Below are 15,069 nucleotides of genomic sequence, written 5' to 3' on the forward strand. Positions count from 1 at the left end.
GACCGCCCCCGACCAGCCCGCCGCCACCCCCGAGGCGGGCGCCGACGGCACCGGCGCGGTGAACCCCCAGCCGCTGGCCGAGCGCGTCGACAACCGCTCGCAGCGCCCCGCCTCGAACGCCTTCCGCGACTTCATGGCCTCCGGCTGGGCGCCCTCGTCGCAGGCCCTGCCCGATCCCGACGCCTCTGCCCCGTACGCCGCCCGGCGGCGGGCCGCCGTCTCCGCGCGCTTCCCGGGCGAGCGGATCGTGGTGCCGGCCGGCCGCCTCAAGGTCCGCTCGAACGACACCGACTACCGCTTCCGCGCGCACTCCGCGTTCGCCCACCTGACGGGCCTCGGCGTGGACCACGAGCCGGACGCCGTGCTCGTGCTCGAGCCCACGGACCCGGGCGCCGGCGACGACGGCACGGACCACACCGCCACCCTGTACTTCCGTCCCCTGGCCGGCCGGGACACCGAGCAGTTCTACGCGGACTCGCGCTCGGGCGAGTTCTGGATCGGCCCCCGTCCGACCCTGGCCGGCCTGGCCGCCCGCACGGGTCTGCGCACGGCGGGGCTCGAGGAGCTCGAGTCCGCCGTCACCAAGAACGTGGCCGCGGACGGCACCGCGGTGCGGCTGCTGGCCGAGACCGACCAGGACGTGGACGCCCTGCTGGCCGCCGTCCGGACCGAGGCCGGCGTGGACCTGGCCGCCGCGGCCGAGGCCGACGCCCAGACCGCCGAGTTCCTCTCCGAGCTGCGCCTGGTCAAGGACGCGTGGGAGATCGAGCGGATGCGCGCCTCGGTGGCCGCCACGATCGCGGGCTTCGAGGACGTCGTGCGGGCCCTGCCGCGCGCCGTGGGCCACGACCGCGGCGAGCGCGTGGTCGAGGGCGCCTTCTTCGCCCGCGCCCGCCTCGAGGGCAACGACCTGGGCTACGACACGATCGCGGCCTCCGGCAACAACGCCACGATCCTGCACTGGATCCGCAACACGGGCGCCGTGCGCCCGGGTGAGCTGCTGCTGCTCGACGCCGGCGTCGAGGACGACTCCCTCTACACCGCGGACATCACCCGCACCCTGCCCGTGTCCGGCACGTTCAAGGACGTGCAGCGCCGCATCTACCAGGCGGTCCTCGACGCCGCGGACGCCGCCTTCGCGATCGTGCGCCCCGGCATCCGGTTCCGCGAGCTCCACGCCGAGGCCATGCGGGTGCTCGTCGACCGCCTCGACGGCTGGGGCCTGCTGCCGGTCTCGGCCGAGGTCGCGCTATCGGACGAGGGCCAGCACCACCGGCGCTGGATGCCCCACGGCACCTCGCACCACCTCGGCCTCGACGTGCACGACTGCGCGCAGGCCAAGCGGGAGCTCTACCTGGACGGCGTGCTCGAGCCGGGCATGGTCTTCACGATCGAGCCGGGTCTGTACTTCAAGGAGGAGGACCTGGCCGTCCCCGAGGAGTACCGCGGCATCGGCGTGCGCATCGAGGACGACATCCTCGTGACCGAGGACGGGGCCGAGAACCTCTCCGCGGTCCTCCCCCGCACCCCGGACGAGATCGAGGCCTGGATGGCGCGGCTCCAGGCGTGATCCGGCGCGGAGGGCGCCCCTAGGGTTCGGACCATGGGTATCGACCTGACCACCGAGCTCACCGCCCTCCGCGACCGCCTCCTCTCCGCCGAGGCGGAGCACGCCGACCTCATCTCCCGCGTCCGGGAGCGCCACCGGGCCTCGGCCCGGAACCTCGTGCACTACGTCGCCCTGCGCGGCACCGACCTGCGGCCCCTGCAGGAGGCGCTGAGCGACGCCGGACTGTCCTCTCTGGGCCGCATGGAGGCCGGCGTGCTGGGCCACGTGGACGCGGTGCTGGCCGCCGCCCGCGCGCTCGACGGCGACCCCGCCCCCGCGCCCGAGGACGACGCCCTGACCTCCGCCGAGGGCCGCGCCATCCTCGCCCGCAACGCGGCGAGCCTGCTCGGTCCGGCCCGCGGCGACCGGGACGCGCGCATCATGGTGACCATGCCCTCCGAGGCCGCCACGGACCCAGAGCTCGTGGCCCGGATCGCCGAGGCCGGCATGGACCTGGCGCGCGTGAACTGCGCCCACGACGACGAGCAGGCGTGGGCCGCCATGATCGCGGCGGTCCGCCGGTGTGCCGGTGCGGGCCGGCCCGCACCCCTGGTCGCGATGGACCTGGCCGGGCCGAAGGTGCGCACCGGCCCCATCGAGCCGGGACCGCGCGTCGTGAAGGTGAAGCCCGCCCGGGACCCCTCCGGGATCGTCACCGAGCCCTCCCGCGTGTGGCTCGCCGCCGGGCCCCACGACGCCGTGGCCACAGCGGACCGGCCGGACGGCGCCGTCGTCGTGCCGCTCGCGGACCCGGAGGGGACGACCCTGGCGGTCCTGCAGCGCGGCGACGAGATCGAGCTGACCGACGCGCGTGGCGCACACCGCAGGCTCGAGGTCGAGCAGGTGGACGGCCAGGGGGTGCTCGTGCGGGCGGAGAAGACGGTCTACTGGGCGACGGGCACGGCACTGACGACGCCGCACGGTCCGCTCGAGGTGGGACCGCTGCCCCCGCTCGAGCAGTCGATGCGCGTGCACGAGGGCGAGCAGATCGTGCTGACCCGCTCGCTCGAACCGGTTCCCGCGGTCGACACGCCGCCCTACCGGATCGGCCTCACCCTGGCGCAGGCGTTCGCGGACGCGGCGGTCGGCGACCGGGTCTCCCTCGACGACGGACGGATCGGCACGCGGATCACGGCGGTGTCCGACGACGAGATCACCCTCGAGGTGACCCAGGCCGGCCCGCGCGGGGCGAAGCTCAAGGCGGAGAAGGGCGTGAACTTCCCGGACACGCACCTGGACATCCCGGCCCTCACGGACGAGGACCTCGCCCACATCCCGTTCGCGGCCCGCCACGCGGACATGGTGAACATGTCCTTCGTCCGCTCGGCCGAGGACGTGGCCCAGCTGATCGACGCGCTCGAGGCCGAGGACGCACCGGACGTGGACATCACGCTGAAGATCGAGACGGTGGAGGCCTTCCGGCAGCTGCCGCGGATGCTGCTCGAGGCGATGCGCTGGCGGGACGTCGGGGTGATGATCGCCCGTGGCGACCTGGCGGTGGAGGCCGGCTTCGCACGGATGGCCGAGCTGCAGGAGGAGATCCTGTGGCTGTGCGAGGCGGCGCACGTGCCCGCGATCTGGGCCACCCAGGTCCTCGAGTCCCTCGCCAAGACCGGCCTGCCCTCACGGGCGGAGATCACGGACGCCGCGATGGCGCAGCGGGCCGAGGCCGCGATGCTGAACAAGGGCCCGTACATCGACCGCGCCGTCACCGTCCTCGGCGACATCCTGGGCCGGATGCACGGTCATGCGAGCAAGAAGCGCGACATGCTCCGGCGGCTCGAGTCCTGGTCCCTCTGACGGGGCTCAGCCGCGCGGCTCGTCCTGGGGCCGGGGCGGGTGGCCGCCGCGCGCCTCGATGAGCTTGGCGACCTCCTCCGGGGGCAGGGTCACGCCGTAGGAGCGGTCCAGGCCGGTGGGCGCGGGGTCCGCCTCCGGGACGGGCCGGGCCGGCGCCTCGGGTCCGCCGGGAGCGGGCGCCGCGTGGGACCCGCCCGACGACGGCGCGGCGGCCGGGGTGGCCTGCACGGACCCGCCCCCGGCCTCCTCCGCGGCGGGGGCGGGCGCCGGCTGCGGGGCCGGCTGCGGCGTCGGGGCCGCGGCACCGCCCAGGCCCAGCTCCTGGCGGGCGCGGGCGGCGTGGTCGAACGCGACCACGAGGTCGAAGGCCGTCGGCACGACGGCCTGCGAGGACGCGAAGCCGTGCTGGCCCCGACGCATCGCGAAGCCGATCACGCCGAAGATCAGCCACACCGCCAGGCCCAGCAGCATGGAGGTGAGGATCTGCCCCGGGCCGGCCTCGGGGGCCAGCAGGTAGAGGAACATGCCGATCAGTCCGCCGAAGAACACGCCGCGCACACCCGCGGACAACGCCACCTGGGCGTAGTTCAGCCGGCCGCGCACCCGCTCCACGACCCGCAGGTCCTTGCCCACGATCGACACGGCGCTCACGGGGAAGTCCGTGGCGGCGAGGCGGTCCACCTGCTCGCGCGCCTGCGCGTAGGTGGCGTAGGTGGCCAGCAGCTCTCCGCGGGGCAGGCCCTGCTCGGCGCCGGGCTGAGGGTTGGACATCATGAACGACATGGACCCATTGTGCCCGGCCCGGCGCCCGGGCGGGCGGCGGTCCGCCGTACGCGGACACGGAGCCGCGGTCCGGCACGCCGTAGGCTGGGTCGGTGAGCTCCCCCAAGATCTTCGTGGCCCGCCTGCTGGGCCTGGACGTCTTCGACCCCCTCGGCGACCGCCTGGGACGGCTGCGCGACGTCGTCGTGCTGGACCGCGGCCCCGCCGCAGCCCCGTTCGCCACCGGCCTCGTGATCGAGGTCCCCGGCAAGAAGCGCGTCTTCGTCCCGATGACGCGGGTGACGTCCATGGACTCGGGCCGGATCATCACGACCGGGCTGATCAACCTGCGCCGGTTCTCCCGCCGTGGCGCCGAGCAGATGGTGGCCGCCGACCTCTTCGACCGGAAGGTGCGCCTCTCCGACGGGTCGGGCGAGGCCTTCCTGGAGGACATCGGGCTGGAGCAGCAGCGCAACGGCGACTGGCTGGTCTCGGACCTGTACGTGCGCCGCATCGTCGGCCGCGGCCCCTTCGGCCGCGCCCAGCGGGGCGAGCACCTCCTGCTGAACTGGGACGAGGCCCGCTGGACGGCGCAGGCCGACCCGCAGGGGGCCACGAGCTTCCTCGCCGCGCACGAGGACCTCAAGCCCGCCGACCTGGCGGACATGCTCCACGACATGTCGGAGAAGCGCCGCGTCGAGGTCGCCAGGGAGCTGCAGAACGAACGCCTCGCGGACGTGCTCCAGGAGCTGCCCGACGACGACCAGGTGCAGATCCTCTCCCAGCTGGACATCGACCGCGCCGCCGACGTCCTGGAGGAGATGGACCCGGACGACGCGGCGGACCTGCTCCACGAGCTGCCCGACTCCCAGCAGGAGCTGCTGCTCGAACGCATGGAGCCGGAGGACGCCGAGGACGTCCGGCGCCTGCTCGAGTACGAGGAGGGCACGGCGGGCTCGCTCATGACCCCCGTGCCGGTCATCCTCCCCCCGGAGGCCACCGTGGCCGAGGCCATGGCGACCATCCGACAGCAGGAGATCTCCCCCGCGTTGGCCTCGCTCGTGATCGTGGCCCGGCCGCCGTTGGAGACGCCGACGGGCCGGTTCCTCGGCGTCGTCCACTTCCAGCGCCTGCTGCGGTACCCGCCGCCGGAGGCGATCGGCAACATCATGGACAAGGATCTCGAGGCCGTCTCGGACCTCGCCCCCATCGCCCACGTGACCCGCGAGCTCGCGACCTACAACCTCACGTGCATCCCCGTGGTGAACGAGCAGGACCGCGTCGTCGGGGCCGTGAGCGTGGACGACCTGCTCGACCACATCCTGCCCGACGACTGGCGGGCCATGGACCTCGACGACGCCGAGACCCGCCCCGCAACCTGACCCCGCGGCCCGCCGCCGCACGACACCGGAGGTGTGAGCATGACCCAGACCGCGCGAGACCTGCGCCCGGGCCGCGGCACCGGCCTGGACACCCCGCTGAGCGCCAGCGGGCGCCGCGTGCCCCGGCTGGCCCCGAACCCGGACGCCTTCGGCGAGGCCACCGAGGGCATCGCCCGCTTCATGGGCACCCCGCAGTTCCTCGTCTGGATGACGCTGTTCTGCGCCGCCTGGCTGGGCTGGAACACGTTCGGCCCGATGGCGTGGCGGTTCGACTCCGCCGAGCTCGGCTTCACCGCGCTCACGCTCATGCTCTCCCTCCAGGCGTCCTACGCCGCACCCCTGCTCCTGCTGGCGCAGAACCGCCAGGACGACCGGGACAGGGTCGCGCTGCGCGAGGACCGTGACCGCGCCGAGCGCAACCTCGCCGACACCGAGTTCCTCACCCGCGAGATCGCCGGTCTGCGGCTGGCCGTCCAGGAGGTCGCCACGCGCGACTTCGTGCGCGGCGAGCTGCGCGGCGTCCAGGACGACCTCAGGGACGACCTCCGCGAGGCGCTGCGCGCCGAGCTGCGGGAGGAGATCCGGGAGGAGATCCGGGAGGAGCTGCGCGCCGGCCTCCCGGGCGCCGAGGCCCAGCCCCGCAAGAACAAGAAGACCAAGGGCCGCGGCCGGGATGCGCGGCGCGGCGACGCCGGCGCCGAGCCCACGACCACCACGCTCGCCACCCTCGCGGCCCAGGAGGCCCGCGAGGCCGGGGGGTCCGGTCCGGCGGCCGGTCCCGCCGACGGTGCGGGCCCGGTGGACGGGGGCGGCCGATGAGCGCCCTGGGCCTGCCCGTGCCCGAGGTCCGCACCGACCTCGAGCGCCGGGTGCTGGAACGGCTCGCCACGGTCCAGGACCCCGAGATCCGCCGCCCGATCACCGACCTCGGCATGGTGGAGTCGGTCGTGGAGACCGCCCCGGGCGTCGTCGAGGTCGCGGTCCTGCTCACGATCGCCGCGTGCCCCCTGCGCGGGACGATCCAGACGGACGTGGCCGCCGCCGTCGCCGTCGTGCCCGGCTGTGAATCCGTGGACGTTCGCGTCGGGGTCATGGAGCCCGAGCGCCGCCTGGCGCTGCAGGACGCCCTGCGCGCGACTCGGCCGACGAACCCGTTCGGGGAGGGGACGCTCACGCGCGTCCTCGCGGTGGCCTCGGGCAAGGGCGGCGTGGGCAAGTCCTCGGTCACGGCCAACCTCGCGGTCGCGCTCGCCGCGCGCGGGCTCGCCGTCGGCCTGATCGACGCGGACGTGCACGGCTACTCCATCCCCGGGCTCCTGGGCGTGACCGGCACCCCGACGAAGCTGGACCGGATGATCCTGCCCCCCGTGGTGCGGGACGTGAAGGTCATCTCAATCGGCATGTTCCTCGACGCGGACCGGCCGGTGGCCTGGCGCGGGCCGATGCTGCACCGCGCGCTCGAGCAGTTCGTCACGGATGTGCACTGGGGCGACCTGGACGTCCTGCTCGTGGACCTGCCCCCGGGCACCGGGGACATCGCGATCTCGACGGCGCAGCTGCTGCCCGCCTCGGAGCTGCTCGTGGTGACCACGCCGCAGCACGCCGCCGCGCAGGTGGCCGCGCGCGCCGGTCAGCTGGCGGAGCAGACGGGCCAGACCGTGGCCGGCGTCGTGGAGAACATGGGGCCGATGACCCTGCCAGACGGCACCGTCCTGGATGTGTTCGGGACCGGCGGCGGCGCCGAGGTGGCGGAGCGGCTGTCCGGGGTGCTGGACACGCAGGTGCCGCTGCTGGGCACCGTTCCCCTGGACCCGGCGCTGCGCGCGGGCGGCGACGCCGGCGAACCCGTGGTGGTGTCCGCGCCGGAGAGCCCCGCGGGCCGGGCGCTGACGCAGATCGCGCAGCGGGTGGCCGTGCGACCGCGCGGGCTGGCCGGGCGGCGCCTTCCGGTCACCCCGCGCTGACCTCGGGTGCCGGCGCCCCGGCCGGCGCGCGCGACGGCGTCAGGTCGCGTCGACGTCGAAGGGGGCGGGTGCCAGCCCGAGCAGCTCGAGGGGGTCCGGTTCGGTCTCGACGGCGGCAGGGCGCTCCTCGGTGAGGGCCTCGGCGCGGCCGGAGGCCATCAGGGCTGCGGCGGCACCGCCCACGGCTGCCGCCCCCGCGGCGGGCTCGGTCGACCGGGTCTGTGCGGCGGCGGCGCCGGACTCCGCGGCGGCGGTGCTGCCGGCCCCGGCGGGGCGGCGGAAGAGCGTGCGCGGATCCATGTCCGTCAGGTCTTGGCGGGTGAGGCCGCCGTGCACGTCCTCGGCGCTGATGCCCGTCGCCTGCGCCGCGCGGGACGCGGGCGTGGACGAGCCGCCGGCGGGCTCGCGGAGCGCGTCGCGGATGATGCGGCGCGGGTCGTACTGGCGGGGGTCGTACTTGCGCCAGTCCACCTCGTCGAAGTCCGTGCCGGTCTCCTCCTTGAACTGCGCCTTGGCACCCTCGGCCTTGTCGCGCATGACGCGCAGCCAGTCGGTGAAGGCGCGCGTGTACTCGGGGAGCTTCTCCGGCCCGAGGATGACGATCGCGAGCACCGCCAAGATGATGAACTCGCTGCCGTTGATACCAAACACCCTCCGAACTCTACTAGAGCGGCACCGCCCCACAGCCCGGAGCCGCGGGGGCGGGGCGGCTCAGCCGCGGGGGCGCGGCACGGCGTCCGCGATGCGTTCGAGGCCTCGCTCCAGGCGCTCCTCGACGGCGTCTCCGCCGCCCAGCTCGAGCACCCGTGCCCGCTCGGAGACCAGCAGGTGGGTGAGGACCGCGTCGGCGCGCTCGTCCGGCAGGCTGGCCTCCACGCGGTAGGAGGCCTGCGGCGTGGTCAGCTCGGCCGTCCAGCCGTCCTGCTCCCCCGCCGGGACGATCCGGTAGACGCCGCCGCCGGCCAGTCGACGCTCCTGCGCCCCCGTGCTCAAGGGCGCGGTCGAGGCACAGCCCTTCGGGGTGGCTCCCACGATCCGGGGTCGGCACTCACGGACGGTCACGGTCGGCTCGTCCCGGCCCCAGCCGACGACGACCTCCACGTCCTCGGCCGTCTGGGCGGTGTCGACGGTGAGCGGCTCCAGGCCGGCCCCCACGAGGGAGGGCACCGTCCAGCCCTGACCCCGCAGCTCCGCGACGGTGCCGCGCCGGTCCGTCGACGCGGTCCCGGCTGCCGGCAGGGCGACGGTGTCCGTCGGGGTCGGGGCCGTGCGCACGGCCGCGGTGCGGGGCGCGCCGGCCACCCAGACCGCGGTGAACAGCCCGCCGAGCAGGACGACGAAGGTGAGCAGCCCCACCACAAGGCGGCCGGAGACGCCGCGGGCGCGCAGCACCGGGGCGACGACGGCGCCGGCCGGACGCTGGTGCACCGTGCGGGCGGCGTCGAGCACGCGGGCCCGGGCCTGGACGGTGGCGCGGCACTCGGGGCAGCGGTCCAGGTGGCGGGCGATGCGCGCCCGGGACGCGGCGGGGAGGGAGCCCTCGAGGTAGGCGTCCATGTGGCGCTGGGTGTGTCGACGTCCCATGCGGCCACCTCCTCGGTCCTCGCGTCCTCGGTCCGGCGAACGGCCTCCCGCACGGCGGGAGCCGGTTCGTGCCGTGTCCCATCATCGGCCCGCCTCCTGGGAGAACACTGGGTCGCGGCCGCGTGCCGGCCCGTACACTGGCCCGCGTCGCCCGTGCCGCGGGCGAGGTCCCGCCGTCGTCGTCCCGGAGTCACCCATGAGCGCCCTGCAGCCCCAGCCCACCGTCAAGCACGCGTCCTGGGCCTGGTCGGAGAGCCGGGCCACCGAAGACGACGTCGTCCTGCGCGCCCGCGAGCGCGCCGCCGAGCTGGACGTGCCGCCGGTGAGCGAGGGGACGGCGGCCCTGTTGACGGTGCTGGCGGCCACACGTGCCCCCGCGGCGGTCGTGGAGGTGGGCACGGGCGCCGGCGTCTCGGGGCTCGCCCTGATGCGCGGTCTGCCCGAGCGCACGGTCCTCACCACCGTGGACCCGGACGCGGAGGCCCAGCGCGCGGCCCGCGAGGCGTTCTCGGAGGCCCGCCTGCCCACGAGCCGCACCCGCATGATCACGGGGCGCTCCCGGCTCGTCCTCCCCCGGCTCACGAGCGGCGCCTATGAGATGGTCCTGGTGAACGGGGACCCGGCCGCGCGTCAGTTCGACGTCGAGCAGGCCGCGCGCATGCTCGCCCCCGGCGGCGTGCTCGTCGTGGTGGACGCCCTCGACGGCGACCGCGTTCCCCGGCCCGCCGTGCGCGACGAGTCCACCGTGTCCGCCCGGGCGGTGGACCGTCTCATCCGGGAGGACGAGCACTGGCTGTCCGCCGTCGTCCCCTCCGGCACGGGCGTGCTGATCGCGGTGCGCCGCTGATCCGCGGCGGCGCCGGGGACGCGGACGCCCCGCGCACCGCGACGGTGCGCGGGGCGTCCGCGTCGAAGGGGTCCGGGCTCAGGCCTGGATGACGCCCTCGAGGCACTCCTTGAGCTCGCGGGCCTCGTCCGCGTTGATCTCCAGCACGAGACGGCCGCCGCCGTCGATCGGCACGCGCATGATCAGGCTGCGCCCCTCCTTGGTCACTTCCATGGGACCGTCCCCGGTGCGGGGCTTCATGGCGGCCATTGCGACTTCCCTTCTGGATGATGTTCCCGTCACGGCGTCCGGTGACCGCGGGAGCGGGCACTGACCGGACGCCTCCGGCGCCCCCGCACGCGGGCGTGCGCGAGGCCGGTCACATCACCATTATCGCGGATTCCGCGTGCTCGCGCCAAACGATGGCCCGCACCGAGCCCGGCCCGCGACTCAGGCGCGCCCCGCCGGATCGCTCCGGGACGGGTCGGCGGCCTCGAGCTCGGCCACCCGGGCCCGCAGTGCGGTCGCCTCGTCCTCGCGCTCCGCGAGGGCGTCCCGCAGCCGCAGCAGGACGGCGTCCACCTGGTCCCGCTGGTAGCCGGGCACCGCGACGGCCAGCCGCAGCAGGTCGACATCCGCCGCGCGCGGCCGCTCCGGCAGCAGGACGGGGTGCCCGGGCGTCCTCCCGGCCGGGTCGTCGGCCCGGAGCGTGAGCCGGCCCGCGAGGGCGGCGGCCAGGGCGCCCAGCACGACGACGAGCACGGCCACCAGGACGATCCCCTGCGGCCCGCTCACGCGTCGGCCCTCCCCGCCGAGCGGAGCACGCACGCGACGGCCTCCTCGGCCGTGTCCACGAGCTGGACGAGGTCCGGGTCCTCGGGCGAGATCATGCCGCGCTCCACGAGCGTGCCGCGGATCCAGTCTACGAGCGGGCCCCAGAAGCCGCGGTCCACGAGGACCACGGGGAAGCGGGTGACGGTGCCGGTCTGCACGAGGGTGAGGGCCTCGAAGAGCTCGTCCAGGGTGCCGAGGCCGCCGGGCAGCACGATGAACCCCTGCGCGTACTTGAGGAACATGACCTTGCGGACGAAGAAGTAGCGGAAGTCCACGCCCACGTGCACCCAGGGGTTCAGGCCGGTCTCGAACGGCAGCTCGATGCCCAGGCCCACGGACTCTCCACCGGCCTCGTGGGCGCCACGGTTGGCGGCCTCCATGGTGCCGGGCCCCCCGCCGGTGATGACCGTGTACCCGGCCTGGGCCAGGCGGGTCCCGACCTCATGGGCCAGGGCGTACTCGGCGCTGCCCTCGGGCGTGCGCGCGGAGCCGAACACGGAGACCGCGGGACCCAGCCCCGCGAGGGTGCCGAAGCCCTCGACGAACTCGGCCTGGATGCGCAGGACACGCCAGGCCTCGGACGTCGTCGAGGCGACGTCGGCGGCGGGGCGTGCGGCGTCGCCGGGCCGCCGGCCGTCGAGGAGGAGCTGGTCGAACGTGGGGGTGTGCGCCGCGTCCCCGCGCAGGACCTGCCCGCCGCGGCGGACGCGCTGGGGCGCGGCGGCGACGTCGCCGCCCGAGGGGTGCTCATGTGGGGCCATGGCGTCAGCCTAACGAGCCGGCGGGCCGCCAGGGCCGGCGTCGCGTCCCGCACCGCGCCGGGTGTGGCGTGCGCTATATTCCACTGGCATGACGCAGATCACGCCTGAGCAGCCCCACGGCGCCCACCTCCCCGACGAGGCCGGTGTGCGGCGCCGTCGCGGTGCCGCGGGCGATGACCTGATCGTCCTCGAGGGCGTCAACAAGCACTTCGGCGACTTCCACGCCCTCCGACAGATCGACCTGCGGATCCCACGCGGCCAGGTGGCGATCGTCCTCGGCCCGTCCGGCTCCGGCAAGTCGACGCTGTGCCGCACGATCAACCGGCTCGAGACCATCGACGACGACGGCGGCCGCATCCTGATCGACGGGCGGCCGCTCCCCAGCGAGGGCAGGCAGCTCGCCCAGCTGCGCGCCGAGATCGGCATGGTCTTCCAGTCCTTCAACCTCTTCGCGCACAAGTCGATCCTGGAGAACGTCACCCTCGGGCCCATCAAGGTGAAGGGCAAGCGCCGAGCGGACGCCGAGCAGCACGCCATGGAGCTGCTCGAGCGCGTGGGCGTGGCCGCCCAGGCCAGGAAGATGCCGGCCCAGCTCTCCGGCGGGCAGCAGCAGCGCGTGGCCATCGCCCGCGCCCTGGCGATGGAGCCGAAGGCCCTGCTCTTCGACGAGCCGACCTCCGCCCTCGACCCCGAGATGGTGCAGGAGGTCCTCGACGTCATGGTCCAGCTCGCCGAGGGCGGCATGACCATGGTCGTGGTCACCCATGAGATGGGCTTCGCCCGCAAGGCCGGGGACCGCGTGGTCTTCATGGCCGACGGCGCCATCCTCGAGGACGCCGACCCCGACACCTTCTTCACGAATCCTCGACACGAGCGCGCCCAGGACTTCCTGGGCAAGATCCTCGCGCACTGACCCCGTCCCCCGTCGCACCCCACCGCACCGAACCAGAGGAGAGCACCATGCTCCGCACGAAGCTCCTGACCCTGTCCGCCGTCACCGCCGCGGCTGCGCTGTCCCTCACCGCCTGCGCCCCCTCCTCGTCGCAGGGAGGCGGTGGCGACGCCGCCGGCTCGTCCTCGGCCGGCGAGTCGACGTCGTCCGGCTCCGGCGAGAGCCTGCGCATCGGCATCAAGTTCGACCAGCCGGGCCTGGGCTACCGCGAGGGCTCGGCCCAGCCCACCGGCTTCGACACGGACGTGGCCCGCTACGTGGCGGACAAGCTCGGCGTGGCCGAGAAGGACATCGAGTGGGTCCAGACCCCGTCCGCGAACCGGGAGAACGCCCTGGAGAACGGCGAGGTCGACATGATCTTCGCGACGTACTCCATCACGGACGCCCGCAAGGAGCGCGTCGGCTTCGCGGGCCCGTACTTCGTGGCCGGCCAGGACCTGCTGGTCCGCGCGGACGACACCGCGATCACCGGCCCCGAGGCCCTCGACGGGAAGAACCTCTGCTCCGTCACCGGCTCCACCTCGGCCCAGAAGATCAAGGACCAGTTCGCCGCCGGCGTGAACCTGGTGGAGCAGGGCGGCTACGCCGAATGCGTGACCTACCTCGAGTCCGGCCAGGTGGACGCCGTGACCACGGACGACATCATCCTCGCGGGCTTGGCCGCCGCCGACGCCAACAAGGGCAAGTTCAAGGTCGTCGGCAACACCTTCACCACGGAGCGCTACGGCGTCGGCCTGCCGAAGGACTCGGAGCGCTGCGAGGACATCAACGAGGCCATCAAGGAGATGAAGGACTCCGGCGAGTGGAAGAAGGCCCTCGAGTCCAACACCGAGGGCACGGGCTACACCTACGACGAAACGCTGAACTCCGGCGAGGACGCCGAGTTCGAGCCCTGCGTCTGACGGCCCCGCCGCCGGTCGGGCCGAGGACGTGACCTGAACCGTCGCCCTCGGCCCGCCCGGCGGCTCCCCTGCCCGTCAGCCCTGTCCCGACCCTCGGAGAAGTCATGGAATCGATCTCCTCGCTCCTCGCGGACTACGGCGCGGACATCCCGCTCGCGTTCTGGACGAACATCAGGCTCGCGTTCCTCGCGACCCTCGGCTCGTTCGCCCTCGGCGTGGTGCTCGCCCTGTTCCGCATCTCGCCCGTCCCCTCGCTGCGCGCCCTCGGCACCGGCTACGTCAACGTGGTCCGCAACACCCCGCTGACGATCATCATGCTGCTCGGCGTGCTCGCCGTCTGGGGGCAGCTGAAGGTCAGCTTCTCGTCCGACTTCACGCTGAACTTCTTCATCTACGCCGTGATCGCGCTCTCGCTCTACCACGCGGCGTTCATGTGCGAGGCGATCCGCTCCGGCGTCAACACCGTCCCGCTCGGGCAGGCCGAGGCCGCCCGCTCCATCGGCCTGGGCTTCCTGCCCGCGGCCCGCCACGTGATCCTGCCCCAGGCGTTGCGCGGGGCCATCACCCCGCTGGGCAACACCGTGATCGCGCTGACCAAGAACACCACCGTCGCCGCCGCGGCGTCGGTGGCGGAGGCCTCGGGCCTGATGAAGCGCATGATCGAGTTCAGCCCGGACGTGATGGTGGCGATCTTCCTGACCTTCGCGATCGGCTTCTGCCTGATCGTCATCCCCATCGGCCTGCTGACCACGTGGGCCTCGGAGAAATGGGCGGTGGCCCGATGAGCGCCCAGGCCTCCGTCCTCTTCGACGCCCCGGGACCCATCGCCCGCCGGCGGATCCTCCTCGCCAACCTCGTCGCCCTCGCCGCGGTCCTGGCCGTGGCGGTGCTCGTCCTGATCCAGATGAACGCCACCGGCCAGCTCTCCGGCCGCCGCTGGCTGGCCGCCGTCGACGGCGACGCGTGGCGGAACTACTACCTGCCGGGCCTGCAGTTCACCCTGCAGTCCGCGGGCATCGCCGTGGTCACCTCCGTGGTGTTCGGCCTGGTGTTCGGCTTCCTGCGGCTGGCCCCGTTCGGCCCGATGCGCTGGCTGGCCGCCGTCGTCGTCGAGTTCTTCCGGGCCGTGCCGGTGCTCGTGATGATGGTGTTCTTCTACCAGCTGTTCGCGCAGGTCGCGCGCACCGGGGCGATCCAGCCCCAGGACGGCCCGTACTACGCGGTGATCGCGGCGCTGACCCTGTACAACGGGTCCGTGATCGCGGAGCTGGTGCGCTCCGGGGTGCGCTCGCTGCCGCGCGGCCAGCGCGAGGCGGCCGCGGCGGTGGGCATGACGAGCATGCAGTCCCTGCGGCTCGTGGAGGTGCCCCAGGCCCTCATCGCCATGCTGCCCTCACTGCTGAGCCAGTTCGTGGTGATCCTCAAGGACTCGGCGCTGGGCTACCTCATCGGCTTCTTCGAACTCCTGCAGTACGCCCGCCAGCTCGGCTCCGGCAACGGCAACATCCTGCAGTCCCTCGTGGTGGCCGCGGTGATCTTCATCGTCATCAACTTCCTCCTCACCTGGGCGGCCACCCGGCTCTCGCGCCGGCTGTCGTCGCGGACGGCCGGCGACGCCAGCACCCCCACGACCCCGCTCGTCGGGGCGTCCACGGCCACGGCGGCCTGACCCGGCGGAGCCGCGGCGGGCCCG

The 15,069-nt window shown here is 74.1% G+C and carries 16 protein-coding genes; 10 read left to right on the plus strand and 6 right to left on the minus strand.

Features of this window, described 5'->3' with window-relative positions; genetic code table 11:
- Both J1M41_RS03345 and J1M41_RS03350 read left to right on the plus strand, forming a co-directional pair.
- Positions 1 to 1,570, plus strand: a 1,570-nt coding sequence (locus J1M41_RS03345) for an aminopeptidase P family protein (RefSeq protein WP_342214059.1), incomplete at its 5' end; no start/stop codon positions are given.
- 33 nt (positions 1,571 to 1,603) lie between these two features.
- Positions 1,604 to 3,409 carry a pyruvate kinase gene (locus J1M41_RS03350; RefSeq protein WP_036382693.1) on the plus strand — a complete coding sequence of 602 codons (1,806 nt, stop codon included), beginning with the start codon at positions 1,604 to 1,606 and terminating at the stop codon, positions 3,407 to 3,409.
- Between the two features lie 6 nt (positions 3,410 to 3,415).
- Here the strand turns inward: J1M41_RS03350 and J1M41_RS03355 are convergent, their stop codons facing one another.
- Positions 3,416 to 4,192 (minus strand): general stress protein, encoded by a 777-nt coding sequence (locus tag J1M41_RS03355; protein ID WP_010080557.1) that lies wholly within the window; start codon positions 4,190 to 4,192, stop codon positions 3,416 to 3,418.
- A 92-nt stretch (positions 4,193 to 4,284) separates the two neighbouring features.
- Between J1M41_RS03355 and J1M41_RS03360 the strand changes: the two genes are divergently transcribed.
- From J1M41_RS03360 to J1M41_RS03370, 3 genes are read left to right on the plus strand one after another with little or no spacing between them, the layout of a single operon-like run.
- On the plus strand, positions 4,285 to 5,553 hold the full coding sequence (locus tag J1M41_RS03360; RefSeq protein ID WP_010080556.1) for a CBS domain-containing protein: 1,269 nt from the start codon (positions 4,285 to 4,287) through the stop codon (positions 5,551 to 5,553).
- A gap of 39 nt (positions 5,554 to 5,592) precedes the next feature.
- Positions 5,593 to 6,372, plus strand: a complete 780-nt coding sequence (locus J1M41_RS03365; protein ID WP_206451146.1) for a DUF1003 domain-containing protein — start codon at positions 5,593 to 5,595, stop codon at positions 6,370 to 6,372.
- Positions 6,369 to 7,517, plus strand: coding sequence for an Mrp/NBP35 family ATP-binding protein (locus tag J1M41_RS03370; RefSeq protein ID WP_060973497.1), 1,149 nt, complete (start codon positions 6,369 to 6,371; stop codon positions 7,515 to 7,517). The genes J1M41_RS03365 and J1M41_RS03370 overlap by 4 nt, the downstream gene beginning before the upstream one ends.
- A 39-nt stretch (positions 7,518 to 7,556) precedes the next feature.
- On the opposite strand, the gene J1M41_RS03375 is transcribed toward J1M41_RS03370, so the two are convergent.
- Both J1M41_RS03375 and J1M41_RS03380 read right to left on the minus strand, forming a co-directional pair.
- Positions 7,557 to 8,168: a preprotein translocase subunit TatA gene (locus J1M41_RS03375; protein WP_069941887.1), complete on the minus strand. Its 612-nt coding sequence runs from the start codon at positions 8,166 to 8,168 to the stop codon at positions 7,557 to 7,559.
- Positions 8,169 to 8,228: 60 nt separating this feature from the next.
- Positions 8,229 to 9,101 (minus strand): anti-sigma factor, encoded by an 873-nt coding sequence (locus tag J1M41_RS03380; RefSeq protein WP_135039539.1) that lies wholly within the window; start codon positions 9,099 to 9,101, stop codon positions 8,229 to 8,231.
- 196 nt (positions 9,102 to 9,297) lie between these two features.
- Here J1M41_RS03380 and J1M41_RS03385 point away from each other — a divergent pair, with 196 nt between their 5' ends.
- Complete coding sequence (locus tag J1M41_RS03385; RefSeq protein ID WP_206451147.1) at positions 9,298 to 9,948, plus strand: O-methyltransferase; 651 nt, start codon at positions 9,298 to 9,300, stop codon at positions 9,946 to 9,948.
- 78 nt (positions 9,949 to 10,026) lie between these two features.
- Here J1M41_RS03385 and J1M41_RS03390 read toward each other — a convergent pair whose 3' ends face one another.
- From J1M41_RS03390 to J1M41_RS03400, 3 genes are all read right to left on the minus strand, one after another.
- The gene (locus tag J1M41_RS03390; protein ID WP_002855133.1) at positions 10,027 to 10,197 is read right to left on the minus strand and encodes a DUF3117 domain-containing protein; all 171 of its coding nucleotides are present in this window, start codon (positions 10,195 to 10,197) and stop codon (positions 10,027 to 10,029) included.
- Between the two features lie 180 nt (positions 10,198 to 10,377).
- Positions 10,378 to 10,722, minus strand: coding sequence for a cell division protein DivIVA (locus tag J1M41_RS03395; RefSeq protein WP_206451148.1), 345 nt, complete (start codon positions 10,720 to 10,722; stop codon positions 10,378 to 10,380).
- The gene (locus J1M41_RS03400) at positions 10,719 to 11,522 is read right to left on the minus strand and encodes a TIGR00730 family Rossman fold protein (protein ID WP_098092278.1); all 804 of its coding nucleotides are present in this window, start codon (positions 11,520 to 11,522) and stop codon (positions 10,719 to 10,721) included. The genes J1M41_RS03395 and J1M41_RS03400 overlap by 4 nt, the downstream gene beginning before the upstream one ends.
- A gap of 178 nt (positions 11,523 to 11,700) precedes the next feature.
- Here J1M41_RS03400 and J1M41_RS03405 point away from each other — a divergent pair, with 178 nt between their 5' ends.
- The 4 genes from J1M41_RS03405 (at position 11,701) to J1M41_RS03420 (ending at position 15,045) form a co-directional block, all read left to right on the plus strand.
- Entirely contained in the window at positions 11,701 to 12,435 is a 735-nt protein-coding gene (locus J1M41_RS03405) for an amino acid ABC transporter ATP-binding protein (protein ID WP_144081982.1), read from the plus strand.
- Between the two features lie 47 nt (positions 12,436 to 12,482).
- The gene (locus tag J1M41_RS03410; RefSeq protein WP_098092277.1) at positions 12,483 to 13,376 is read left to right on the plus strand and encodes a glutamate ABC transporter substrate-binding protein; all 894 of its coding nucleotides are present in this window, start codon (positions 12,483 to 12,485) and stop codon (positions 13,374 to 13,376) included.
- Between the two features lie 104 nt (positions 13,377 to 13,480).
- Positions 13,481 to 14,161: an amino acid ABC transporter permease gene (locus J1M41_RS03415; RefSeq protein ID WP_036316476.1), complete on the plus strand. Its 681-nt coding sequence runs from the start codon at positions 13,481 to 13,483 to the stop codon at positions 14,159 to 14,161.
- Positions 14,158 to 15,045 carry an amino acid ABC transporter permease gene (locus J1M41_RS03420; protein ID WP_206451149.1) on the plus strand — a complete coding sequence of 296 codons (888 nt, stop codon included), beginning with the start codon at positions 14,158 to 14,160 and terminating at the stop codon, positions 15,043 to 15,045. Before J1M41_RS03415 ends, J1M41_RS03420 begins: the two co-directional genes overlap by 4 nt.
- Positions 15,046 to 15,069: the final 24 nt, after the last annotated feature.

It is taken from the genome of Micrococcus sp. KRD096 (assembly GCF_017168495.1).
GTDB classification, from domain to species: Bacteria; Actinomycetota; Actinomycetes; order Actinomycetales; family Micrococcaceae; genus Micrococcus; species Micrococcus luteus.

Coding starts and splice junctions, on each gene's coding strand:
- J1M41_RS03350 (WP_036382693.1), top strand. CDS start 1,604: ATGGGTATCGACCTGACCACCGAGCTCACCGCCCTCCGCGACCGCCTC.
- J1M41_RS03355 (WP_010080557.1), bottom strand. CDS start 4,192: ATGTCGTTCATGATGTCCAACCCTCAGCCCGGCGCCGAGCAGGGCCTG.
- J1M41_RS03365 (WP_206451146.1), top strand. CDS start 5,593: ATGACCCAGACCGCGCGAGACCTGCGCCCGGGCCGCGGCACCGGCCTG.
- J1M41_RS03370 (WP_060973497.1), top strand. CDS start 6,369: ATGAGCGCCCTGGGCCTGCCCGTGCCCGAGGTCCGCACCGACCTCGAG.
- J1M41_RS03380 (WP_135039539.1), bottom strand. CDS start 9,101: ATGGGACGTCGACACACCCAGCGCCACATGGACGCCTACCTCGAGGGC.
- J1M41_RS03385 (WP_206451147.1), top strand. CDS start 9,298: ATGAGCGCCCTGCAGCCCCAGCCCACCGTCAAGCACGCGTCCTGGGCC.
- J1M41_RS03390 (WP_002855133.1), bottom strand. CDS start 10,197: ATGGCCGCCATGAAGCCCCGCACCGGGGACGGTCCCATGGAAGTGACC.
- J1M41_RS03400 (WP_098092278.1), bottom strand. CDS start 11,522: ATGGCCCCACATGAGCACCCCTCGGGCGGCGACGTCGCCGCCGCGCCC.
- J1M41_RS03410 (WP_098092277.1), top strand. CDS start 12,483: ATGCTCCGCACGAAGCTCCTGACCCTGTCCGCCGTCACCGCCGCGGCT.
- J1M41_RS03415 (WP_036316476.1), top strand. CDS start 13,481: ATGGAATCGATCTCCTCGCTCCTCGCGGACTACGGCGCGGACATCCCG.
- J1M41_RS03420 (WP_206451149.1), top strand. CDS start 14,158: ATGAGCGCCCAGGCCTCCGTCCTCTTCGACGCCCCGGGACCCATCGCC.